19 protein-coding genes, 4 pseudogenes and 1 riboswitch are annotated in these 22131 nt (G+C 69.3%); of the genes and pseudogenes, 10 read left to right on the top strand and 13 right to left on the bottom strand.

The window, feature by feature from the left end:
* Positions 1-167 precede the first annotated feature (167 nt).
* Positions 168-467, top strand: a pseudogene (locus ACFQ9Z_RS16285) (hypothetical protein); the annotation flags it as partial.
* A gap of 624 nt (positions 468-1091) precedes the next feature.
* On the opposite strand, the gene ACFQ9Z_RS16280 reads toward ACFQ9Z_RS16285, so the two are convergent.
* Both ACFQ9Z_RS16280 and ACFQ9Z_RS16275 read right to left on the bottom strand, forming a co-directional pair.
* The gene (locus tag ACFQ9Z_RS16280; protein ID WP_383017191.1) at positions 1092-1418 is read right to left on the bottom strand and encodes a hypothetical protein; all 327 of its coding nucleotides are present in this window, start codon (positions 1416-1418) and stop codon (positions 1092-1094) included.
* A gap of 352 nt (positions 1419-1770) precedes the next feature.
* Positions 1771-1908 (bottom strand): annotated as a pseudogene (locus tag ACFQ9Z_RS16275) (CHAT domain-containing protein); the annotation flags it as partial.
* Between the two features lie 763 nt (positions 1909-2671).
* Between ACFQ9Z_RS16275 and ACFQ9Z_RS16270 the strand changes: the two are divergent.
* Positions 2672-2958, top strand: a pseudogene (locus tag ACFQ9Z_RS16270) (ATP-binding protein); the annotation flags it as partial.
* Positions 2959-3009: 51 nt separating this feature from the next.
* On the opposite strand, the gene ACFQ9Z_RS16265 reads toward ACFQ9Z_RS16270, so the two are convergent.
* Positions 3010-3558 carry a GNAT family N-acetyltransferase gene (locus ACFQ9Z_RS16265; protein WP_383017084.1) on the bottom strand — a complete coding sequence of 183 codons (549 nt, stop codon included), beginning with the start codon at positions 3556-3558 and terminating at the stop codon, positions 3010-3012.
* A gap of 99 nt (positions 3559-3657) precedes the next feature.
* Between ACFQ9Z_RS16265 and ACFQ9Z_RS16260 the strand changes: the two are divergent.
* Positions 3658-4238, top strand: a pseudogene (locus tag ACFQ9Z_RS16260) (SUKH-3 domain-containing protein).
* A 223-nt stretch (positions 4239-4461) separates the two neighbouring features.
* Here the strand turns inward: ACFQ9Z_RS16260 and ACFQ9Z_RS16255 are convergent.
* The gene (locus tag ACFQ9Z_RS16255; protein WP_383017081.1) at positions 4462-4596 is read right to left on the bottom strand and encodes a hypothetical protein; all 135 of its coding nucleotides are present in this window, start codon (positions 4594-4596) and stop codon (positions 4462-4464) included.
* Positions 4597-5338: 742 nt separating this feature from the next.
* Here ACFQ9Z_RS16255 and ACFQ9Z_RS16250 point away from each other — a divergent pair.
* Positions 5339-5782, top strand: coding sequence for an ATP-binding protein (locus tag ACFQ9Z_RS16250; RefSeq protein WP_383017078.1), 444 nt, complete (start codon positions 5339-5341; stop codon positions 5780-5782).
* Between the two features lie 297 nt (positions 5783-6079).
* Here the strand turns inward: ACFQ9Z_RS16250 and ACFQ9Z_RS16245 are convergent, their stop codons facing one another.
* From ACFQ9Z_RS16245 to ACFQ9Z_RS16205, 9 genes are all read right to left on the bottom strand, one after another.
* Positions 6080-6655 (bottom strand): hypothetical protein, encoded by a 576-nt coding sequence (locus ACFQ9Z_RS16245; protein WP_383017074.1) that lies wholly within the window; start codon positions 6653-6655, stop codon positions 6080-6082.
* A gap of 1049 nt (positions 6656-7704) precedes the next feature.
* A complete protein-coding gene (locus ACFQ9Z_RS16240; protein ID WP_383017071.1) occupies positions 7705-9030 on the bottom strand; it encodes an LLM class flavin-dependent oxidoreductase in 1326 nt (441 codons plus the stop codon).
* Positions 9027-10085 (bottom strand): aliphatic sulfonate ABC transporter substrate-binding protein, encoded by a 1059-nt coding sequence (locus tag ACFQ9Z_RS16235; RefSeq protein ID WP_383017068.1) that lies wholly within the window; start codon positions 10083-10085, stop codon positions 9027-9029. Before ACFQ9Z_RS16235 ends, ACFQ9Z_RS16240 begins: the two co-directional genes overlap by 4 nt.
* A gap of 37 nt (positions 10086-10122) precedes the next feature.
* The gene (locus ACFQ9Z_RS16230) at positions 10123-10854 is read right to left on the bottom strand and encodes an ABC transporter ATP-binding protein (protein ID WP_383017065.1); all 732 of its coding nucleotides are present in this window, start codon (positions 10852-10854) and stop codon (positions 10123-10125) included.
* Positions 10851-11744 (bottom strand): ABC transporter permease, encoded by an 894-nt coding sequence (locus tag ACFQ9Z_RS16225; protein WP_383017062.1) that lies wholly within the window; start codon positions 11742-11744, stop codon positions 10851-10853. The genes ACFQ9Z_RS16230 and ACFQ9Z_RS16225 overlap by 4 nt, the downstream gene beginning before the upstream one ends.
* The gene (locus tag ACFQ9Z_RS16220) at positions 11741-12637 is read right to left on the bottom strand and encodes a TauD/TfdA dioxygenase family protein (protein ID WP_383017059.1); all 897 of its coding nucleotides are present in this window, start codon (positions 12635-12637) and stop codon (positions 11741-11743) included. Before ACFQ9Z_RS16220 ends, ACFQ9Z_RS16225 begins: the two co-directional genes overlap by 4 nt.
* A 790-nt stretch (positions 12638-13427) precedes the next feature.
* Positions 13428-14669 (bottom strand): vanadium-dependent haloperoxidase, encoded by a 1242-nt coding sequence (locus tag ACFQ9Z_RS16215; protein WP_383017056.1) that lies wholly within the window; start codon positions 14667-14669, stop codon positions 13428-13430.
* 64 nt (positions 14670-14733) lie between these two features.
* Complete coding sequence (locus ACFQ9Z_RS16210; protein WP_383017053.1) at positions 14734-14871, bottom strand: hypothetical protein; 138 nt, start codon at positions 14869-14871, stop codon at positions 14734-14736.
* Positions 14868-15002 carry a hypothetical protein gene (locus tag ACFQ9Z_RS16205; protein ID WP_383017049.1) on the bottom strand — a complete coding sequence of 45 codons (135 nt, stop codon included), beginning with the start codon at positions 15000-15002 and terminating at the stop codon, positions 14868-14870. Before ACFQ9Z_RS16205 ends, ACFQ9Z_RS16210 begins: the two co-directional genes overlap by 4 nt.
* Before the next feature lie 556 nt (positions 15003-15558).
* Between ACFQ9Z_RS16205 and ACFQ9Z_RS16200 the strand changes: the two genes are divergently transcribed.
* The 6 genes from ACFQ9Z_RS16200 (at position 15559) to ACFQ9Z_RS16175 (ending at position 22128) form a co-directional block, all read left to right on the top strand.
* Positions 15559-16665: an LLM class flavin-dependent oxidoreductase gene (locus ACFQ9Z_RS16200; protein ID WP_383017046.1), complete on the top strand. Its 1107-nt coding sequence runs from the start codon at positions 15559-15561 to the stop codon at positions 16663-16665.
* A complete protein-coding gene (locus ACFQ9Z_RS16195; protein ID WP_383017044.1) occupies positions 16662-18062 on the top strand; it encodes an NtaA/DmoA family FMN-dependent monooxygenase in 1401 nt (466 codons plus the stop codon). Before ACFQ9Z_RS16200 ends, ACFQ9Z_RS16195 begins: the two co-directional genes overlap by 4 nt.
* Before the next feature lie 119 nt (positions 18063-18181).
* The gene (locus ACFQ9Z_RS16190) at positions 18182-19105 is read left to right on the top strand and encodes an LLM class F420-dependent oxidoreductase (protein ID WP_383017041.1); all 924 of its coding nucleotides are present in this window, start codon (positions 18182-18184) and stop codon (positions 19103-19105) included.
* 62 nt (positions 19106-19167) lie between these two features.
* Complete coding sequence (locus ACFQ9Z_RS16185; RefSeq protein WP_383017039.1) at positions 19168-19992, top strand: DUF1684 domain-containing protein; 825 nt, start codon at positions 19168-19170, stop codon at positions 19990-19992.
* A 52-nt stretch (positions 19993-20044) separates the two neighbouring features.
* Positions 20045-20159: riboswitch (SAM riboswitch) on the top strand.
* A 19-nt stretch (positions 20160-20178) separates the two neighbouring features.
* A complete protein-coding gene (locus ACFQ9Z_RS16180) occupies positions 20179-20310 on the top strand; it encodes a putative leader peptide (RefSeq protein ID WP_383017036.1) in 132 nt (43 codons plus the stop codon).
* 198 nt (positions 20311-20508) lie between these two features.
* Positions 20509-22128: an ABC transporter substrate-binding protein gene (locus ACFQ9Z_RS16175; RefSeq protein WP_383017033.1), complete on the top strand. Its 1620-nt coding sequence runs from the start codon at positions 20509-20511 to the stop codon at positions 22126-22128.
* The last annotated feature ends 3 nt before the right edge of the window (positions 22129-22131 follow it).

Below are 22131 nucleotides of genomic sequence, written 5' to 3'. Positions count from 1 at the left end.
CGCCACGGCCGGACACGTCGGGGCACCGCAGGTCGTCTTCACCACGCCGGAGGCCGGCAGCGCCGGCGCCACCGAGCAGCAGACGCGCGAGGCGATAGTTGGTATGTGATCGCAGCGAGCGGGAGTGCATTGACCAGCAAGGACATGGAGGGCGAGGTTGATCCTTTCAGAAAGACCTTCGCGAGATCGGTGTCAGCCTGCGGGACGAAGGTGATCGGCTTCGAGTGCTCGCTCGTGTGGAGCCGCTCTACGGGTTGCCGCCTCGGCCGCGCAGGCCGCCGGCAGTTCGACTGCTTCCCGGGCAGTGGGTCCGCTGGCAGTTGAACTACCGGTTCACCAGCGCCCTGGGAATCCGCGGTTGGTCGTACTGGCTCGACACGTTCAACATCGCTTATGGCCCCGTCGACCGGGAAGTCTTCCTCTCAGAGCCGACCGTGATCCTCGATGAGCGCGGGCCAGTTCGATAGAGCAGGCGGACCGCACCCAGACGGCTGCTCGTTCCGCTTGGGCACGGGTGGTGGCGAGGCGGTAGGAGTCGGTGCCGGTTTCGAAACCCCGGCCTGATCAGACCTCGCCTCGTGCGTCGGTGCCGTCCGCGACCGCTGTCTGTCGCTCTGTCGAGGGTGACCTCCTCGTGGAGCGCGACCCCAAGAGCGGTCATCGCAGGAGCGAGACCTGCGTCCCGGGCCGGGCTGACGGGCTGGCCGTCGAGCGGCAACTGTGGGATTCCCTCCGTCCGGCTGCGAGCGGCCCTTCAGGGCCGTGCGGCACCACGGCGGAAGGTCGCCGAGGAGAACCGCTTGCACTCGCCGGTGGCCTCGTCAAGCGCTTGTCGTTCACGCGAGGGGCCTTCACTTCATCTCCACCGGGCCGGCCGCGGTGACCACTGTGCGGAGACCGATGGTGGCCGTCGCCCACCACCGCCTACGGGCGTAAGAGACGGCGCACCCGCGAACGGCCCGGGCGCGAGCAAGTGATCTTCCTGGCGCCCGAGCCGTTGTGTCAGGCGCCGACCAGGTCGAAGAGACTCTGGAAACGCCAGGCGACGTACCTATCCCGACGGGCCCGCTTCACCGTGCGGCCGATCAGGACTAATAGCTCCGGACGTTCCAACTGCCGGACGCGGCTTCCTCGCTGCTGAGGCACGTCGCGGTCGATATGTTGTGGATCTTGACCCAGGCGCCGTACCGCAGGGTGTAGGAAGTGCCGCCGATCTTGTAACACCTGACGACGGCCTGGTAGGAGCCGGAGCCAGTGTTGCACAGCACGTTGAAGGAGTTACCGGTGTAGCTGCTTGAGCAGTTGTAGGGCGATGCATAGGCCGGCGTGCCGACAAGGACGGCACCCATCACTAGCGCGCCGCTGACCGCGGCGGCGCCCAGCAGTCTCGCACCGGCCTTGCGATGTACCAGGTTCACGCTCTCTCCTTCGGTTGGTGGCCGTCGAGCCAAGTGACCACGAGCTATGGGAGTGCGGGCAGTGATCCCGACCGATCACCAGCCGCTGGTCACCAGCCTGAGGCAATGCGGCTGTTGCCGCGGCGTTGAGTGGAATGATTCGAGCAGGTTCGAAGGGACAGCAGCGGTCAGTGGAAGATTCGTTGAGCAAGTCCACTGTGAATGCGCCCGGACTCGACTGTTCCCGCTTCGTCATTCGCCGCTGCACGAGGCCGTCACGATGCCCCCGGCACGAAGGGTGCCCACCTTGAGGAGCGCGGAGGCGGACTGTCACGCATGGCCGGCGTCGCCCTGTGCAGGGCTGGGCAAGCGCGTCCGCGTCGATCGTGCCGTTGCGCACGAGGTGCCGGCACATGGCTGTCGTGATTGTTGTGGCCGCTGCATCCCCGACCGACCACAGGGTTCCAACGACGAGCCGCCACCCGACGTGCTGAAGTGCTGACGTGTACAACGCCCCGGCACCGTCTGACAGGCGGTCAGGCAAGCCAGTTCACCTTGGGTCGCATGTGAGCAACTCAGTCTCCTGTCAACACCTGTCGGTGATCACGCCACTGGCATGAGCCGCTCCTCACCGACAGGCACGGTCGCAGCCACTCAGACGCCGCTTCCTGCACCTCACGTGTTCCTGTTGCTCTACCGCCACTGGCAACGAGCAACCAAGCGAAAGTTGCGTCATCGGCCGGCTAGCTACTCCCACCATGCCTCGCTCGTGCCGGATCATCCCGCCCCGATGTGGGCGTTCCTGAAGCGTGCTGCTGACGTACGGGGGAACACCGCTGTACATGAGCGGAAAGTACGGCTTCCGCACCCGACATGAACGTCAGAGCAAAGGAGCCCACTCCATGAGGCGTTGGGTGCCTCAGAATGAGATTGTGAGCCGCCTCGAGGCCCTCGAGGCCCTGCAACGCCAACCGACTCCTCCTCCCCTGCCCGGCCAGACAGCCATCAACATCGGCACGATCAGGCATCACATGTACGAAGGTCCGGGCCCCTGTCGCGCTGACCTGTTCGGCACGCCATGTGGGGCACACCGAGACGAACACCATTTGCTACCCGACGGCGAAGGTTAGGGCATCGCATCGATGCGGGACGGAGACGAAACACCGCCTGCCGTCTGCTGCGGCTGCCGTCGATCCGCAAGGAGTTCGCCGACATCGCCGACCGGGCGGTGAAGGACCAGCTGACCTACGCGGCTTCCTTGCCGAGCTGCTGACGGCCGCGACGACCTTTTGTCCATCGGCGAGTTGGGATACACGGAACTGGACCGGCACGGCGCGAGTTGCTGTTCCAGGTCCTGACCGAGCGCGAGGAGAAGTACAGCGTCGCTATCGCCTCCGACGAGTCGTTCGGCGGCTGGACGAAGGCCTTCACCGACCCCCGGCTCTGCGCGACCATCGTCGACCGGCTCTCCTTCAACGGCACCATCATCGAGACCGGCACCGACTCCTACCGGCTCGCCAGCACCCGGGCCCGGGTCGAAGCCCCGGCCAAGGTCGGCTGACCCGGTTTCTAGCCCGTTGGTCCTGCCGGCCCGGCGCCTGGACCAACGACATCACGTCTCGTCATTGAGCAGCGAATACATGAACATGTCCCGGCGCTCGTTCCCGATCTTCTGCCACCCCCGCAGCAGTCCCTCGCGTTGGAACCCCGCACGCTCGGCAGTGCGCACGGAGGCCGTATTCCACGGCTCCACCCACAGTTCGAGCCGGGGAATCCGCAGATCCCGCAGGGCCCAGCCGGCCACGGCGTTGACAGCAGCCACGGCGGCTCCCTGACCGCGCGCCGACTTGACAACCCAGTAGCCCAGCGACGCACGGCCCTGTTCCAGGTCCCTCAACCACAGCCCCACCTGGCCGACCGGAAGACCGGCAGAGGTCACGATGACGAACGTATACCCCGCCCTCGTGATCGCCCGGCCCCACTGCCGTTCGACGAACGCGACGCCTGCCGGCTCGGAATACGGCGAGGGCACCGTCGTGATCAACGGGATGTAGTCATCTTCCGCCGCCTCACGGACCAGCGGAAGGTCAGAAAGACGCCACGGTCGCAGCGCGAATCCCTCGTCAGCGGCGAGTTCAGGCACTTCAAGGGGTTGCTCCATCCGCCCATCCTGCCGTGGTCCGAGTCCGGCCCGCACTCGGGTTTCGAGCACCGCCAGTCCTCATCCTTCCGTTCAGCGCCGGCACGGCAACGAAGCACGATGCTGCTAGCGGTCGGCCTCGCCATGCACGACGCTGCGGAAGCCTTCCTGCAAGAGTTCGGCGGTTTGACTGTGACCGTCAGCGGACCAGGGATCAGCTGTGCACGCACGCCGTTCGAGCTGGACCCCGAGCTGGCCTGGGCGAGGATGACCGATTCACGGAGTGGGGCGAAGCGATCGGACGCCATCTCTCCCCGATCGGCGAGCTGGACCACGGCCGGTTCTTTCTGGGCATATACGAAGTGGGCGTGATCTATCTCGTCGAGACCTGGGTTGCCAGCTTCGGAGCGATGCCTCACGCCATGGAGAACTTGGTTCTCGGCGTGGCTCCTAGCCGAGTCGATGAGGTTCCCCTCTGCGACGCCCCAGTTCCAGGGCAGGGTGAGACCGGCGATGACAGCGTCGCGGTCGCGGTCGATACCCGCGGCAAGGGTGTGGAGGCCGGGCAGGTTGTCATTGCGGACGGCGCCGAGCCACTCGTGCAGCCGCTGGCCTTGCCGCTCGGTGAGGATCTCGGCGAAGGAACGGACGTGTCCGGTGAGTGCATCCAGTTTCGGGGCAGTGGACCAGGACGGCCTTGAGGCGGAGCTGTTCCGCCTCGGTGAGAGTGTCGGGGTGGCGGAGGATGCAGCCGGCGACCGTGCGAGGTGACGGTGACGGTGGCGGTGACGGTGGCGGTGCAGTGACCGGATCTGCCGAGAGGCGCTTGGCGCGGAAGTAGGCGCGAACTCGCTGGTAGCTGCCTTTGTAGTCGAGCGGGACGATCTCCTCCCATGCCTTCCAGGCGTTGGTGCAGCCTTGGTTTTAACGATCGTCCAGGTAGGGCTTGTACTCATCGAGTACGGAAGGGCGCCCCTGCCACACGTCCACTGATAGCATCGCCAGGTCCGGGATGGACGGGAACAGCAGCTCCTCCAGCCTGAGCAACCTCTCTTCCACGGCGCCGCACTGTCGGCCACATCAAGATCGGCACTGGTCGTTTTCGGGCAAGTTCCCGAAGGCCGATCCGAGCGTCAGCCGTCACTCAGCGTGCGCGCTTCACGGAAAGCGAGCCAGAGCCCGAGAACCGACAGCAGATGTCCACCACTTCGGGAGGCGCCCGAGCGAGCCCGGGAATCGAACTGCCGAAGGCTCCTGTCGTCGCCGGCACGCCCAGGCGACCTCCGCGCCGACATCGCGGCCGAAGACGTCGCCGCCGCCCTCATCGGCACGTTCGCGGTGGCCCCCGGCCTGAGCAGGAATCCCAGGCCGATCGCCTGCTGAACCTGCTGATGGACGGACTCCGCCGCTGCTCGTCGAGCAGGGACCTGTCACCCGGTGGCTTCGCCCCTGCTGCCGGGGCGAAGCACGAAGCCGATGAGCCGGTAGCGGACGAGCGGGGTGACGCCGTCTTCCAGCCGCACACCTCGCTCGGCGCGGGCGGACCCGACAGCGCCGGAAGGGCGGCACAGAACTCGGTCCAGCTCGCCCAGTCCTCGACGTGGCATCTGCGGGTGCTTGGCGGGTGGGCGTCGGCCACGGTGGGCAAGGCCTGGCGGTCGACGTGGTCGAGCGCGGCCCGGGTCGCGGTGTCACCCGGCACCGGCACAGAATTCTGGCGGTCACCCCGGCCGACACAGATGGTTCACCGGGCACGCATGGGTAACCCGGCAGATGTCTGCGACCGGCTGCGCACCCGCGCATGGCGGCGGCATTGGGCCACGCACGCTGGAGGAAGCTTGTGAGAGGCGAACCGGCAATCCCGTCCTGCGAGTCGCGTTTCCCTGCGGTCACGGCGAGCATCGCGGCGGCCCGGCACTGGGTCCGCGACTGTGTGGAAGGTTTCGGCGGGCCGCTGCGTCGGCACCCGGTGACTCAGATCGCCGAACTAATCGTCTCGGAACTGATCACCAATGCCATCCGTCATGGTGCCGGCCCGCCCCTGATCCGAGTCACCTGGACCGGTCGGCTGCTGCGCATCGCGGTCAGCGACCACGGCGACCGCCAGCCCCGCATGTGCGCCACTTCGAGCACCGAGCCCGGCGGCTTCGGCATGCAGCTCCTCGAACGACTCGCCCTACGCTGGGGCGTCACCCCACGCCACCCCGGCAAAACGGTCTGGGCGGAACTCAGTCTCGAATCCTGAGCTCGCCCCTCCCAGACCAGGATCGCCACGACGGGAAGAAGAGCGGGTCCCCTGACCCGCCACAGCTCACCTCACCGGGAACCAAGCTGACCCTGCCGGGTCCTGTGGCAACCGCAGGTGGATGGGCCGGTAAAGGCGAGGGACGGCCACGCGAACACCGGGTGGCGTGCGCCCGACATCCGGCGCCGGCAGGGCTGCGGGGGGGGGTGGCGTGACCGCCCCGCACATGGGCCAAACTGGGACCCCGGCCCGATACCGGCGGGCCGGGGCCTCCACAGTCACACGGTCGGCCGCGGACTAGTACTCGTCGTGGTGACGCTTGACCACCCGGAAGCTGGCCAGCACACCCTTGTCGACGTCGACGCCCTCGACGCAGCCCGGGCGCACACCGTAGGCGGAGCTGTGGCGTCCGACGGTGGCGATGGGCGCGCCGTTGTCGCAGACCGCCCCGCGGAACACCTCCACGGTCCTGCGGCTCTCGTTACGGATGTTCAGCGTCTTCGCACCCAGACCGCTGACCACCGTGATGCAGTCACCGGCGCGGGCGGAGTACGACCGCTCGTTGATCTGGATACGGCCCCCCTCCTCCTCACCCCGGCCCTCGTTGTCCTCGCCCCGGCCCTCGTTGTCCTCGCCCCGGTCGTTGCCCCCGCCCTCGTTGCCCTTGCTGTTGTTGTTGCCGTTGTTGTCGCCGTTGCTGTTGTTGCCGTTGTTGTTGCCGTTGCCGTTGCCGCCGCCGGTTGCGGCGGCAACGGCGGCCGGGGCCTCCTGGGGCGCCGGAGCGGAGGCGGCCGACGCATAGGTCATACCGGTCGCGGCCAAGGCCGCGGCGGCCAACACAGCGGCCGTGACCACGGTCGAACGAAGCTTCATCTCACTATCTCCTGTCGTACAGAGAGACGCCGACCCGTCGGCCGACTCGTGGATGAACCTACCTACAGCCGACACGACGGGCATTTTGGAAAGTCAGGGATTCAGCTCCGAACAGGGTATTCTTTGACTTTTTCATGCAACTGACGGAACCTCATAACAGGTCCCAATAAAGCTGATTGAAGTACTATTAGGCTTTCAGGGTGATGTTTTGATGCCGCCTCACGTATGGCGGCGCGTCGCTGCGGACCCGATGAGCTGAGCTGTGCTAGCCCGAGCACGTCGACGGGCCGCACGACAAGGCGGCCGGTGTCACCACACCCTTCCGCCACCCGCCGCTCAGGGCCCGGGCCGGGGCGGGCCTTGCCGCCTTCAGTCCGCTACGAGCGGGAAGCTGCGAGCCGGGCCGGAGCATCGGCTCGCGGAGGGGTGGCCATGACGCACGGGCTCAGCGGGCTCAGCCCAGGTCACCCTCGCCGCCGGCCGGGTTGGTTGCGACAGTTCGGCTGGACCTGCGCCTTTCCACGTGAGGTCTTGCGTTCAGTCGGCCTGACGCTGGAGAACCGGGTGGGGCGGAGACGGCTGTGACGACGAGGATCAGCTGACCCAGGAACGGATCGAGCAGTTGTCCGCCCTCCGTATGCGCTGGAACTGAGAGGCCGAATCAGTGCGCGAAGATCAGGAAGATGATCACGGTCGCTACCGCGCTGATGAGGAGGGAGCCTAGGCATCCGATCCGGTTACTGAAGAAGATCATGGGACCCGTGTACCCCGAAATCACCGAGTCGCATCGGGCTGGCTCCGTGGTGCGACGCCGTCAGCGTCGCACCGGGTGGCCTCGCGGGCACTGGGCGACCGCCTCGGCGTCGGCGATCACCCGGCTCATCGCGCGCTCCCGGCACCAGCGAAAGGAACCCGGGCGCCGGGGGCCACCTGCTGAGTCAGCGCGCCGTGGGTTGGGGGCCCTGGAAGGTGAGGTGGTGCGGCACGACGCGGTCGGTGGGTACGGGCACCGACGCCAGGCGGACGGCGGACCGCCCACGGGAAGCGGTTCAGCCGTGGAACTGGTTCGCCGGGACCGGAAGGCCGTAGTGCTCGCGCAGGGTCGTGCCCTCGTACTCCTCGCGGAACAGGCCCTTGCCACGCAGGACCGGCAGCACGTGCTCCACGAAGGCCGCAAGGCCGGACGGCAGGGCGGGCGCCATGATGTTGAACCCGTCCGCGGCACCGCCCTCGAACCAGGCGGTGATCGTGTCCGCGATCTGCTCGGGCGTGCCGACGAACTCGAAGTGGCCGCGCCCGCCGCCGAGCCGGGAGATGATCTGGCGAACCGTCAACTGCTCGCGCACCGCGAGATCGATGATCAGGTCCGAACGGCTCTGCGAGCCTTCCAGCTTCGGCCTGGCGAGGATGAAGTCCGGCAGAGGCGCGTCGAGTGCGAAGACCGACGGCTCGGTCTCGAACACGGCGGCCAGCTGGCGCAGCCCGTACTCCGGCACGCGCAGCTCGTCGAACTCCCGTGCGAGCTTCCGGGCCTCCTCCTCGGTCGACCCGATGTAGGGGACGATGCCCGGCAGCACGATCACACCGTCCGGGTCGCGCCCCGCCGCCCTGGTGCGGGCCTTGATGTCGGCGTAGAAGGCGACGGCGCGTTCGTACGTCGTGTGGGCGGTGAAGATCGCCTCGGCGTGGCGGGCCGCGAAGTCCTTGCCGTCCTCGGAGGAGCCGGCCTGGACGAGCAGCGGGTAGCCCTGCGGTGGACGCTCGACGTTGAGCGGGCCGGCCACCTTGAAGTAGCGGCCTCGGTGGCCGAGCCGGTGCAGCCGCGCGGGGTCGGCGTAGCGTCCGCCGGCCTTGTCCGCGAGGACGGCCTCGGATTCCCAGCTGTCCCACAGCGCTCTTGCGACTTTCAGGAACTCGTCGGCGCGGGCGTAGCGTTCGGCGTGGCCGGGACGGTCGTCGAGGCCGAAGTTGGCGGCCTCGTCGGCCCCTGCCGAGGTGACGATGTTCCAGCCGGCGCGGCCTGCGCTGACGTGGTCGACGGACGCCAGTCGGCGGGCGAGGTTGTACGGCTCGTTGTAGGTCGACGACACGGTCGCGATGAGGCCAATCCTGCTGGTCGCCTGGGACAGCGCGGTCAGCAGGGTCAGCGGTTCGAGCTGGCCCGGCGGCCGGAACTCGCCGGTGCCGACGAGGGCGGGGCCGTCCGCGAGGAAGAGGGAGTCGAACTTGGCGCTCTCGGCCAGCTGCGCCAGCTCGATCCAGTGCCGCAGGTCGAAGTCCGCCCGGGGGTTGCTGTGCGGGAGCCGCCAGGCCGCCTCGTGATGGCCCGCCTCCATGAGGAAGGCGTTGAGGTGGAGCCGCCGTTCCGCGCTCATGAGGTGACCTTCAGCTTGGAGCTGTCGTAGCCGGCGGGGAGGAGGTTGTCGGTGATCGACTTGACGTCGACCTTCCGGGTGATCTGGCCCGCCTCCAGGAAGGCGTCGGCGAGCTTCTGCTCCAGCTCGATGTCCGACTGCTGCACCGGGGTCACCCGGTTCGAGTAGGCGGCCAGGGACGCCTTGGCGTCGTCCAGCGGGATGCCCTGCTCCTTCGAGAGCGCCTGGGCGTACTTGTCGGGGTTCTTGACGGCCCAGGCGAACTCCCGCGAGAGCCTCTTCAGGACGTCCGTGAGAGCCGCGCGTTTGGTCTTGTCCTTCAGCGACGTGTCACTGGCGACGTAGTAGCTGCTCGTCTGGTCGATCGGTGGGAGCCCCTTGACGAGGATCCGCGCGCCGTTCCTGACCGCGATCGCCGACTGCGGGTTCCAGATCGACCAGGCGTCCACCTTGCCGGTGTTGAACGCTGTGGCGCCGGCCGCCGGGTCGAGGAAGACCAGCTTCACGTCCTTGGGGGTGAGGCCGACGCTCTTCAGCGCGTTCAGGGCCAGACCGTGGGCCGAACTGCCCTGCGGAACAGCGATCCTCTTGCCCTTGAGGTCGGCAGCGGTCTTCAGTGCCGAGCCCTTGGGCACGATGATGTTCTCGACCGCCTGGTCGGGTGTGAGCGAGCGGTTGACGGCCACGATCTTGAAGCCGTACTCCTTCGCGGCACCGGTGATGGGCGGTACGTCGCCGACGCTGCCGAGGTCGATGTCGCCCGAGGCCGCGGCCTGCACGAGCGGCGGGCCGTAGGTGAACCGGGCGAACTTCACCCTGTAGGGCGCTTTGTCGAACACGCCGGTCAGCTTCGCCAGCTCCTGGCTGCCGTCACCGCCGTTGTCGCCGATGGTGAAGACGTACTTGCTCCACTCGGGGTGCTTGGCGTCGCTCGTGCCGGCGGCGTTGCTCAGCGGCGCGTCGGTGTCCGGCGACGACGATCCGCAGCCGGCCAGGGTAGCCGCCAGGGCGAGCGAGCCGGCGGCGCCGATGAGTCCGGTGGTTCTCTTTCGCATGGGTTGCCGTGCTTTCTGTGGTGGGTGTTCGGGGAAGTCAGTGCTGGCCGGCGAGGCCGAGGTCTTCCAGGAGCCGGGCGCGGAGTTCCTCGCGTGCGACGCTCGCTTCGCGGTCCGCGGCACAGAGGTGCACCTCGTGCGAGGTGCCGATGCGGCCGTTGCTCATGACGACGATGCGGTCCGCCAGGGCGATCGCCTCGTCGACGTCGTGGGTGACGAGCAGCATGGCGGCGTGGTGCCTGGTCCGCAGTGCGCGTACGAGGTCGTGCATGCGCAGTCGTGTGATGGCGTCGAGGGCCGCGAACGGCTCGTCGAGCAGCACCAGTTCGGGCTCCGAAACCAGTGCTCGCGCCAGCGACACCCGTTGGGCCTCGCCTCCGGAGAGCTCCTTGGGCCATGCCTTCTCACGGCCCGCGAGTCCGACCTCGGCGAGCACGTCGCGGGCCCGCTGGTCGGCGTCGGGTCCGTGCAGGCCGAGGGTGACGTTGCGCAGGACCCGTTGCCACGGCAGCAGCCGGTCGGCCTGGAAGACGATCGCACGCCGCGCCGGGACCTCCACGCGTCCTCCATCGGGACGGTCGAGTCCGGCGAGCAGCCGCAGGAGGGTGCTCTTGCCGCAGCCCGACGGGCCGAGCAGGATCACCAACTCCTCATCGGCGATCGTGAGGTCGAGGTGGTCGAGCACCACCCGGTCACCGAACCGACGGACCACCTGCTGGACGGCGACCCCGGTCTGCCGACGGGGCTCGGACGCGACTGCGCTGCTCATGACGCCTCATAACTGGGTCGCCACCGCAGCAGCACCCGCTCGAGAGCCCGGACGAACTGGTCGGCGAGCAGACCGAGGAGCGAGTAGATCACCAGCCCCACGAAGACCTGGTTGGTCTGGAGATAGGTCTGCCCCTGAGTGATGAGGAACCCGAGTCCTGCGTCGGCGTTGACCGTTTCGGCGGCGACGAGGCCCAGGACGCTGTACGCGAGGGAGAACCGGAGGCCGACCAGGAACCCCGGCAGGGCCCCGGGCACCAGCACGCGCGTCACCAGGCGCCAGGTGCCCGCGCCCGTCGTGCGTGCCATCTCGATCAGCCGCTGGTCGACGCCCCGGATCGCGGCGAACAGGTTGAGATACATCGGGACGCCGGCTCCGAAGGAGATCAGCAGCACCTTCGTGAGCTCGTCGATGCCGAACCACACGATCATCAGCGGCAGCACCGCGAGGAGAGGGATCGTGTTGAGTACCTGCACCAGGCCGTTGAACAGGTACTCACCGCTGCGCAGCAGCCCGCCGAGCACACCGGTGATGACGCCCGCCGTCAGCCCGATGGTGAGACCGGTGCCGGCCCGCTGGAGCGAGATGGCCAGGTCGGGCCCGAGGACGCCCTGCTGCCACAGATCGGCGGCGGACTTCACGATGGAGGTCGGTGCCGGAGCGTAGGTCTTCGCCAGCACTCCGGCCCGGGCGAGCACCTCCCAGGCGATGAGGATCACGACGGGAGTCGTGTAGATGCCCAGCGGCCAGCGCAGGCGCTCGCGGAGTGTGCTGAGCGGCGCTCGACGGCGGGCGTCGCGGGGCAGGAACACCTCGCGTTCCCGCGCGCTCGTCGTCTCGGTGTCCGGGCTCTCGCTGACGGCGGGTGCCTCGAGGCTGAGCTCGGTCATGCCGCCACCTCCAGCACACTGCTGTAGTGCGAGGCGTCGCCGACGAGTTGCTCGCTGCGGCGTCCGTCGACGCCGACCGGAACGTCTCCGGCGATCGTCACCCGGTTGAGGCGGCGGGGGTGGTCGTCGTAGTTGTCCGCCCCGTAGTGCTGGGTGATCCGGTTGTCGAAGATCAGCAGCTGGTTGGGCGCCCAGTTCCAGCGCAGGATGTTCTCCGGACGGGTCACGTACGACTGGAAGATGCGCAGCAGTTCGGCCGACACGCTGCTCGACAGACCGGTGATCCGCTTGGCGAACCCACCGATGAACAAACCGCGTTCGCCCGTCAGCGGATGCACCCGCACGACCGGGTGCTCGGCCTCGTAGGGCGTCGAGACGAAGATCCGGTCGTATTCCTGCCGTTGCGACGTCGTGGCCGAAGGGCGGGCGTAGTCGTACCTGTTGGTGTGCACGACGCACAGCGAGTCCGCGAGGGCCCGCAGCGGTTCGGGCAGGTCTCGGTAGGCCGCGGCGGCGTTCGCGATGAGCGTCTCACCGCCGTACGGCGTGGTCACGACCGACCGCAGCGTGGTGGCCTGCGGCGGGTTGACCACGAACGAGACGTCCGTGTGCCACTCGTTGGCCTTGGACGTCTCGCTGTCGACGGCGAGCACGTGCGTCGTACCGTCGGCGGCCGGCACGTTCGGGTGAGCGGTGGTGAGGTCGCCGAACCAACCGGCCACACGTTCCTGACCGGCATTGTCGAGGTTCACGTCGTCGAACACGATCGCCTTGTGCTCGTTGAGGGCGTCACGCAGCGCGGTGACCGTCGAGGGTTCGGGCGGCGCGGTGAGGTCGACGCCCTCGACGACCGCGCCGATGCGGCCGGTGAGTTTGCGGATGGACGGAGGCATGAGGGGGTCCCTCCCGAACAGTTGGGGCACGCCAAGGGGTGCTGTGTGTCGGAACGTTGGGCAAATGCGCTGGCACTGCGCAGGACTGTTCGACCACGCGCCGGACGCTGGGCCGGGCGGACCGGAGAGGAGAGCACGTGGCCGCAGGACCGCTGCAGCGGCGTTCTCAGCGACCGCGGCGGCGTGCGCGAACAGGGCCCCGGCTCACACGAGAAGGAGAGGAGACGGGGAGCCCTCAGGAGGTGGGGACGACGATCCCGCGGGGAGGCGTCGCGGTGTCAGCGGCTTTGCACCGCCGCTGCCAGGCACGCGCCACGGGCGCACACCGGCCGCCGCCGGGGAGCACTTCCCGGGTCAGCGACAACAAAACGCGCTGGAGACGTGCGCCAGATCGATGTGGCGCCGCCGGGTCAGGTCCACGCGCGGGTTCATGGTTCGGGAGTTCAGCAGAAGTCCACCAGGCTGGTCAAGAAGTTCCCGGGCAGGTCTTGCATTGCGGACACGGAGAACGTCTCCGCCTCTTCGGGACGCGCTCACGTCACCTTCCGGCAGCAACGAACGTGCGGGCACGCCCACGGGGTCGGGCCTGATCGCCCCGCAGCTCGCCGTGTCCTGGCCGCCGTGCGAGCGGCATGGCGTCTTCCGCCACGCCGGCACCCTTCGCTCGGTCGCCTACCGCCCGGTCGCCCCGGGACCGGACTCCCCGGCGGCCGCGGCCCAAACTCTGCGTGACGCGGCGGCGGCGTTCGAGTGAGCGTCGCCGCCGCGCCGGCGGTGACTGCGCGGAGAGTCAGCGCGGAGCGAGGAGGCGTCCCGTGTTCTGCAGGACGTACCGTGCCACGTTCGTGCCGAGGGTGATCCCCGCCTCGTCGGCCGACCGGGTGTGGATACCGGAGAAGACCCGGGCGTCGACGTTTTCGTCCGAGAGCTGCTTCCACGTGGTGTAGGTCCGGGTCACGCCCGGCGCCGTGGGACTGGTCAGTGCGAACGGAGCGGTACGCGGACCTACAAGCGCCGACAGCACGGTCTGCGCGGCGCCCGCGTAGGTGTTGTGGCCGCTCGGGTAGTCCGGGTGCGCCGGCGTGTTGTGCAGCGGCATCCAGTCCGGGTCGGGATCGAGGCTGCCGGTGCGGATCGCGGTGACCGGACGCCAGCGTTCGTAGGCGTACTTGCTGTCGGAGGTGGCGATCTGCGTGTCCACCAGTGCCACGTGGAACAGCGCGACCAGCCGGGCCTGCCCGGCGATCCCCTGGTCCGTGCGGGAGAGCGCCACGCGCAGCGGCTCGGTGTAGAGAGTGAGGGAGGAGCCGAGCCAGAAGGTGGCGGTCTCGGTCTGGTGAGCACTGCGCACCGTACTGTCGACGGCGCCGTACGCCCGCACCTCCGCGAGGTCGACGGCATAGCGCCGCGAGTCCAGGGCGGGCGGCGGACCGAGCCGGAACTGGCTCTGCGTCCTGAGCTGGAACGGCTTGGCGAGACGGTTGCCGTACTGGGCCGCCGGCGCATAGTCGGGTGGCGTCGGCTGCCACACGCCCGGCGCCGCGGTCTTCACCGGATAGGGCGCGTTGACCGAGGCGGGGTCGAGTCCGTCGCCCTGCCTCGACGCGAGGACGATGTCCGCCTGTCGCTCTCCCTCCGTGACGCCCCGCTCTTCGGCCGGGCCGTCGGGAATCGCGTCGAGGGTCTCCTTGAACGTCGCGTCTAGCTGCTCCTTCCGGCTCGGGGCCGACGTCACCAGCGCGCGGTGTACGGCCCCGGCAAGCGCCGCCTCCTGATACGCACCGCGGTCGACACCGGCGGGCACGCTCCGGGTCGCCCGGGCGGCTGCGAGCCAACTGATGGCCCAGGTACGGCTGTTGGTGATCTGGGTGGGGGCTCCGGCCGTCGCGATGGTTTCGGCTGTCGCGTCGTACCAGGCGAGAGCCGTGGACGTGCGGCCGGCCGCCGAGGCTTGCGGAACGGCGACGGAGGCGGTCAACAGGGTCGCCGCGCCGAGGACGACGAGGGCGGGCCGGGTTCTGGTCGAACTCACGGGTACTCCTTGGGTTGCGGTGGGGTGAGGGAGCCGACGAGTGCGGCGCCCGCGCCGCGGGTGGTCAGGTCGTCTCCTTGGGGCGGGGGACCACGCCGGCGTGCTTCGCCGTCGCGGATGCCGGCGGACGGGACGGCGTGGCGGCCCGGCGCAGCAGCGACAGCAGCGACAGCAGCGACAGCAGCGACAGCGGCAGGGTCACGGCTCGGTGACATGGACGAAGCCCATTCCGGGGGCGGCGGAGCGGAGTTCGACGTGGAAGGCGTCACTGCCCGCGCCCGGGGCGTGGAGGTGGGAGAAGTCGATGACAGGCAGGGCTGTGGACCGGGCCATGGAGGTTTCCTTCACGGCAGGGCTGATGCGGGCGTCTCACAGCTACGCCCGGAGAGCGGCTGGTCGAGGACGGGAGAAGGCTGCAGGCAGAGAGAGAAGTACGAGATGGCGAGCCGTCGAACGGTGATCAGCGACAGACCTGGTCGAACTGGTCGGCGCGGCGGCTCACCCAGAACGGGTCGAGCAGCACCGTGTGTGCCCCGCCAGTGGTCTCCATGGCCCGGATCAAAGCACAACGGGAAACATGCGTCCACCATGCGTCCCAGCGGACGAGGTGCCCCTCCGCCGTGCTCGGCCTTGACACCCACAGGGGCGGGCGACGTACGTTGAACGGCAAAGTTCCTGACCGGTGGAGGCTTTGATGCACGTACTGGGCGCGGCGCCGCGCGGTGCGTGCACCGGTGCGCGGCTCATCACCCGGCGGCATGTCGACTACTGCCGTACCTCCTCCGCCGTCTGTCCTTCCGTAGGCGTCTGACCCCCGCCGGCCCGTCCCGCCGGCGGTCTCGTCGTGGCCCTGTGGCCGCGAGTCGTCGTGTTCCCGGAAGGAACCCCATTGACCGGCCCCGCCCTGCGCCTCGCCCTGGAGATCGACGGCGACGGTGCCCACCCCGCGGCCTGGCGCCGCGCCGCCCACTCCCCCGATCAGCTGCTCACCCCGCGCCGTGTGGCCCAGGTCGCCGCCGTCGCCGAGAACGCCGGGTTCACCCTGGTCACCCTTGATGACGGAGTGCTGCCACCCGGCGCCTCACCGGATCCGGTGGGCCGTATGGGTGCGGTGGAGCGGGCGGCTTTCATCGCGGCGTCCACGAGCACCATCGGGATCGCGCCCGTCGTCCCGGTCACGTATGCCGAACCCTTCCATGTCTCCAGCCAGTTGGCGTCCCTGGACCACATCTCCGCGGGGCGCGCCGGATGGGTGGTGGCGGAGGAGGAGCATCCTGAGGCGGCCCGGGCCTGGGGACGGCCGCTGATCGCCGACGCCGGCGCGCGGGTCCGGGAGTCCCAGGACGGCGTGGAGGTGGCCCGCGCCCTGTGGGACTCGTGGGAGGACGATGCGGTCATCCGGTCCGTGGCCACGAGCCGCTACCTCGACCGCGAGCGGCTGCACTACATCGACTTCACGGGCGAGACGTATGCCGTCAAGGGCCCGGCGATCGTGCCGCGCCCGCCGCAAGGGCAGCTTGTCGTCCTGGGCCGGCCGGACCGGGTTCCCGCCGCACAGCTCGACGTCGCTCTCGTCGAGGGACGCGACCTCGCGTCGGTCGGCACGGCCGCTGCCGGCGCCGATGCGCCCCGTGTCTTCGCCGAGGTCGAGGTGGCACTGGACACCCCACAGGTCACGGCCTCCGAGCGCGTCGCCGACCTGGAGCGGCACGCGCCGTGGAGGGACCGGGGAAGGCTTCGGCACATCGGTTCCGCCGATCAACTGGTGTTCGTCCTCGCAGAGTTGAGCCGTCACGTCGACGGCGTACGGCTGCATCCGCTGGTGCTGGACGAGGACCTGCCCGTCCTCTCCCGTCTCGTGCTGCCTGCCCTGTCCGAGCGGCGCCTCGTCGCCCGCCCGCTGCCCGGTACGTCTCTGCGCTCGACCCTCGGTCTGGAGCGCCCCGCCAATCGCTTCGCCGCCGCTGCCGTGGCCGCCCAGGAGGACGTCCGATGACCCGCACCGATCCCCTCGACGTCCCCCGGCCGCACGCCCAGCTGCACTTGGGGGTGTTCTTCCAGGGCGTCAACCACTGGACCATCTGGTCAGCCCCCGACAGTGGCTCCCAGATCGACCCGGCCTCTTTCCGCCGGATCGCCCAGACCGCCGAACGGGGCCTGTTCGACGCGTTCTTCCTCGGCGAGGGGCTGCGGCTGCGCGAGGTCGACGGCAGGATCCACGATCTGGACGTGGCCGGGCGGCCGGACGCGATCACCCAGCTCGCGGCACTGGCCGCGGTCACCCGCCACATCGGCCTGGTCTCCACCTCCAACTCCACGTTCAACGAGCCCGCCGACCTCGCCCGCCGTCTCTCCGGCCTCGACCTGCTCTCCGAAGGCCGCGCCGGATGGAACGTGGTGACCACGGACAACGCCTGGACCGGCGCGAACTTCCGCCGCGGCGGCTACCTCGACCACGCCGACCGCTACCGGCGCGCCGAGGAGTTCCTCACCGTGGCCCGCGCGCTCTGGGACGGCTGGGAGGACGGTGCGATCGCCGACTCCTCGGGTGCACGGGAGTGGTCCGTGCCCGGTGCCGTACATCGCGTACGCCACCGCGGACCGCAGTTCGACGTCGACCTGGCCCCGACCCTGCCGCGCAGCGCCCAGGGGCATCCCGTGATCTTCCAGGCCGGTGACTCCGGCGAGGGACGCGACTTCGCGGCCCGCAACGCCGACGTGATCTTCTCCGCGCACGGCAACGACTTCGACGACGCGCTGGCCTTCGCCGAGGACATCCGAACCCGGCTGCGCGCCGTCGGCCGACCCGACGACGACCTGCGGATCCTGCCCGGCACCGAGATCATCATCGGCGCCACCGAGGAGGAGGCCCAGGAGAAGAAGCGCTGGATCCGGCTCCAACAGGTGACGCCGGCAACGGCGCTGGGGATCGCCGGGCTGCTGTGGGGCATCGACCTGTCCGACCGCGACGCCGACGGGCCCCTGCCGAAGGAGGATCCGGTGGTCACCGAGAACGACGGCTCCTTCGGCGCCCGGCGCAACGCCGACCCGCGCGCGGTCGTGGCCGAATGGCGGGTCAAGGCGGAGGCGCACGGCTGGTCGCTGCGCGAGACCGTCATCGCGCTCGGCCCGCAGCGCGGGCACGTCGGCACTCCGTCCGGCCTGGCCGACAAGTTCGCCCACTTCGTGCGGCACGGCGCGATCGACGGGTTCAACGTCACGCCGTACCTCATCCCCGACGGCCTCGACGACATCGTCGACCGGCTCGTCCCGGAACTGCAGGAACGCGGGATCTACCGCACCGAGTACACCGGCGCCACCCTGCGCGAGAACCTCGGCCTGCGCGAACCTCTCACGCACCGGTCCGCGCGGGACCGGCAGCAGGCGAGCTGAGCACCGGGACGGCCCTTCCATTGACGTCCGAGGACAAAGGGACTGAGGACACATGACTGACAAGAAGCTGTCACACAGGGACCGGAATGCGCATGCGTCCGGCGCCCGTTCTGACTGACATGACTGTTGGAGTAGCGCTCAACGCGTCCGACGCGCCGAACCAGGTCGACGCCACCGTTCAGCTGGCCCAGGAGGCCGCGGGGTTCGGTATCACGTCGGCCTGGTTCGGGCAGACCTTCGGCGCGGACTCACCCCAGCTCGCGGCGATCGTCGGGCGGGAAGTGCCCGGACTGCAGGTCGGCACCTCCGCGATCCCCGTCTTCGGCCGCCACCCGCTGCTGGTCTCCAGCCAGGCCCAGACCGCCCAGGCCGCGACCCATGGCCGCTACCACCTCGGCCTGGCCCTGGGCACGAAGCTGCTGACCGAGACCGGCTTCGGCCTGCCCTTCGAACGCCCCATCGCCCGGCTGAGTGAATTCCTCACCGCACTACGGAAGTTGACCGAGACCGGCACAGCCGACTTCCACGGTGAACTCCTCACCGCGACCACCCCGGTCCCGGCCCGGGTACCGGGCGCCGAAAGCGGTGTCCCCCTGCTGGTCGCCGCGATGGGCCCGCAGGCGCTGCGGGTCAGCGGCGAGCTGGCCGACGGGATCCTGCCCTACCTGGCGGGACCGCGCGCCCTGGCGGAACACATCGTGCCCGCCCTGACCGCCGCGGCCGAGGCCGCCGGCCGTCCCGCGCCCAGGATCGTGGCCTTGGTGCCCGGCGTGGTCACCCACGACGTGGACGCGGTGCGGGCCAAGGCCACCGAAAGCCTCGCGTTCTACGAACAGATCCCGTCCTACGCCCGAGTCATCGAACTCTCCGGCGGCCGGCGGGCCGCCGACCTGGCCGTGATCGGCGACGAGAAGTCCGTCGAGGCCGAGGTACGCCGTTACCGCGACGCCGGCGCCACCGAAGTCGTCTTCTCAAGCACCGAGATCGCGGGAGAAGCCGACCGCCGACGCACCTGGCGGCTCCTCGGCGAACTGGCCCGCTGAGCACGCCGGTTGAACCTACGGCCCGACCTGCTGCCCCTGTCCCCCCTGACGAGGGAGATCCCATGACCACCGAGGCCACCACGACCGACTTCCACACCTTCGCCGAGAACTGGCTGGAGTGGCACCGCGCCCAGGAGGCCCGGCTCTCCGCCCCGCACGGGTTCCTGGCGATCACCGGCCTGCACTGGCTCGACGACCGGCCCCAGCGCTTCCCGGACGCACCCGGTGCATGGCGCACCGGCGCCGCCGGGATCGTCGTAGACCTCGATGACGGCGAGGAACTGCTCGTCGACGGAACGCCGGTGCACGGTGAACACCGCTTCGGCGTCCTTCCCGAACGCGGCGGCGTCGACGCCGTCTGGAAAGACGCCGTCATCGAGGTCGCCAGGCGCGGCGGCCACGACATCGTGCGCCCCCGGCACCCGGGCGCGCCGCTGCGCACGGCCTTCACCGGAACTCCCGCCTACGCCCCCGACCCGCGCTGGGCCGTGACGGGACGCTACATCCCCTTCGACATGCCACGACCGACCACCGTGGGCGCCGCGGTCGAGGGCCTGGAGCACGTGTACGAGGCTCCGGGCAGAGTCGAGTTCGAACTGCAGGGGCGCCGGCTGTCGCTGACGGCGTTCCCCGGCCATGGCGCGGGCCGACTGATGGTGCTGTTCACCGACGCGACCTCCGGGGTCACCACCTACGCCGCCAACCGGGCCCTCACCCTGGAGCCGCCCGCCGCCGACGGCACGGTCCTCCTGGACTTCAACCGGGCCGCGAACCTGCCGTGCGCCTACACGGACCTGGCCACCTGCCCGCTGCCCCCGGCCGAGAACCGGCTGCCGGTGGCCATCGAGGCCGGCCAGAAGATCCCCCGCGAGCGCGGCGGCTCCTGAGCCGTCCCCCGGCCGTTGACCAACGGAAAGATCTCTCCGTACGATCAACAGTGGCATTGAGTGTCAGCGTCAAGCCCTGGCTCGCTGACCGGCAACCCTCCCACGCGGTGTGGGGTGCTCCAGGTGAAAGCCCGGCGGGATCATCGACGATCCCGCAAGCGCGTGGCCCCGTGGCCGGGGCCCGGAATGTGGAGGACCGGCATGCGGCACGGTGGTGACCTCAGCGCCCGCTTCGCCGGCGCCACCGTGTTCTCCCGGTTCTCGCGTCGGCGCCACATCGACCTCAAGCGCTCGACCAGCTGTCTCTGTCAGGTCTGACGGGCCCTCCCGGCGCTGGTCGCAGTCCGGCACCGGTCCCGGCCGCATCCGTCTGCGCCTGAACCTCGCTTTCCCCTGATCCCCGTCTGCACAGCGCTCCCCCGGCGTCGGCATCGCGTCGGCCGGCGCCGCACGCCCACGTACGGCCGGGCCCCGTACCACACCCGCGCCTGGTGACACGAGTAGGAGAAACCCTCCGTGACCGCACTTCCCCATGTCAGAACCTCCCGGTGGGCGGCACTGACCGCCCTTGTGACCACCAGTGTCCTGCTGACCGCCTGCGGATCGGGCGGCGGCGACGCAGGCAGCGGCACCGGGCAGCCCACGTCCGGCGGCACCCTGACCTTCGCGGTGGGCTCGGACGCCGGCTGCGTGGACCCGCAGCAGGTCGCCAGCAACGAGACCATCTATTCGCTGCGTCAGATCGTGGACTCCCTCACGGACCAGGACCCCGGAACCGGCAAGATCGTGCCGTGGCTGGCGAAGAGCTGGGACGTCAGCTCCGACACCACGACGTTCACCTTCCATCTGCGCCCGGGTGTCACCTTCAGCGACGGGTCGAAGCTGACCGCTCGGGTGGTCAAGGACAACTTCGACGCGGTGCCGAAGCTCGGCGCCCTGGGGACGCTCGCCGAGGGCTATCTGAGCGGCGTCAAGAGCACCACGGTCGTCGACCCGCTCACCGTCAAGGTCACTTTCAAACAGCCCAACGCCCAGTTTCTCCAAGCCACTTCGACTCACTCGCTGGCGATCGAGTCGTCGGCGAGCGTGAAGAAGACCCCGCAGCAGAAGTGCAGCGACGGGGTGATCGGATCCGGGCCCTTCGTGTTGAAGCAATACGTGCAGAACCAGTCGATCACCCTCGTCAGGCGCACGGGATACGTGTGGGGTTCCTCGCGGTGGAGCAAGAAGGGCGAGGCGTACCTGGACCAGCTGGTGTTCAAGGTCGTCCCGGAGGCGGGTGTACGGGCGGGCAGTCTCCAGTCCGGCCAGGTGGACGCGATCAGCAGCGTCGGCAAGGCCAACGAGGCGGCGCTCAGGGGCGGCCGGGTCACCCTTCAGAGACGGGCCAACCCCGGCGTCGTATTCGGTCTCGGCCTCAACAACTCACGGCCGGCCCTGAAGGACGCGCACGTGCGCCGGGCGATCCTCTACGCCATCGACCGGCGGCAGATCGCCGACACCGTGTTCCCGACCGGCACCCAGCCGGCGACCAGCGTCCTCGCCCACACCACGCCCGACTACACCAGCCTCGCCCCGGACCTGACGTCCGACGCAGCCAAGGCCAAGTCGCTGCTGGACGGGGCAGGCTGGAAGACCGGAAGCGACGGAATCCGCGCCAAGGGCGGCAAGAAGCTGAGCCTGACCGTCAAGTGGTTCCCCAACGCGGCCACCAACCAGCCCGCGTTGGAGTTGATCCAGCAGCAGCTCAAGGCCGTCGGTGTCGACGTGGTCCTCAAGCAGCTCCAGGTCACCCAGTTCGCCCCGACGCTCCAGTCCGGTGACTTCGACGCGGTGTGGGGAAACGTGACCCGGGCCGACCCGGACATCCTGCGCAGCTCCTTCTCCACCAGGCTGGCCAACTTCTACCACCTCCCTGCGAGTTCCCTCGACACGGCGCTGTCCGAACAGGCCGCGACCGTCGATGCGGCGAAGCGCCGCCAACTGGTCGGCCAGGCACAGCGGTCGCTCGTGCAGAACGCCTACTACGTGCCGGTGGTGGAGCTCGAGACCCAGCTGGGGGTGTCGAAGAAGGCGCACGACCTGGACTTCGACGCCTCCAGCCGGCTCCAGCTGCACGACACCTGGAAGGGCTGACGC

Source organism: Streptomyces sp. NPDC056580 (assembly GCF_042793175.1).
In the GTDB taxonomy this organism is placed as follows: domain Bacteria; phylum Actinomycetota; class Actinomycetes; order Streptomycetales; family Streptomycetaceae; genus Streptomyces.
The sequence above is the reverse complement of the archived record's forward strand: the minus strand, read 5'-3'. Positions and strand labels throughout refer to the sequence as shown.

Coding starts and splice junctions, on each gene's coding strand:
- ACFQ9Z_RS16265 (WP_383017084.1), bottom strand. CDS start 3,558: ATGGAGCAACCCCTTGAAGTGCCTGAACTCGCCGCTGACGAGGGATTC.
- ACFQ9Z_RS16250 (WP_383017078.1), top strand. CDS start 5,339: ATGGCGGCGGCATTGGGCCACGCACGCTGGAGGAAGCTTGTGAGAGGC.
- ACFQ9Z_RS16245 (WP_383017074.1), bottom strand. CDS start 6,655: ATGAAGCTTCGTTCGACCGTGGTCACGGCCGCTGTGTTGGCCGCCGCG.
- ACFQ9Z_RS16240 (WP_383017071.1), bottom strand. CDS start 9,030: ATGAGCGCGGAACGGCGGCTCCACCTCAACGCCTTCCTCATGGAGGCG.
- ACFQ9Z_RS16235 (WP_383017068.1), bottom strand. CDS start 10,085: ATGCGAAAGAGAACCACCGGACTCATCGGCGCCGCCGGCTCGCTCGCC.
- ACFQ9Z_RS16230 (WP_383017065.1), bottom strand. CDS start 10,854: ATGAGCAGCGCAGTCGCGTCCGAGCCCCGTCGGCAGACCGGGGTCGCC.
- ACFQ9Z_RS16225 (WP_383017062.1), bottom strand. CDS start 11,744: ATGACCGAGCTCAGCCTCGAGGCACCCGCCGTCAGCGAGAGCCCGGAC.
- ACFQ9Z_RS16220 (WP_383017059.1), bottom strand. CDS start 12,637: ATGCCTCCGTCCATCCGCAAACTCACCGGCCGCATCGGCGCGGTCGTC.
- ACFQ9Z_RS16205 (WP_383017049.1), bottom strand. CDS start 15,002: ATGGCCCGGTCCACAGCCCTGCCTGTCATCGACTTCTCCCACCTCCAC.
- ACFQ9Z_RS16195 (WP_383017044.1), top strand. CDS start 16,662: ATGACCCGCACCGATCCCCTCGACGTCCCCCGGCCGCACGCCCAGCTG.
- ACFQ9Z_RS16190 (WP_383017041.1), top strand. CDS start 18,182: ATGACTGTTGGAGTAGCGCTCAACGCGTCCGACGCGCCGAACCAGGTC.
- ACFQ9Z_RS16185 (WP_383017039.1), top strand. CDS start 19,168: ATGACCACCGAGGCCACCACGACCGACTTCCACACCTTCGCCGAGAAC.
- ACFQ9Z_RS16180 (WP_383017036.1), top strand. CDS start 20,179: ATGTGGAGGACCGGCATGCGGCACGGTGGTGACCTCAGCGCCCGCTTC.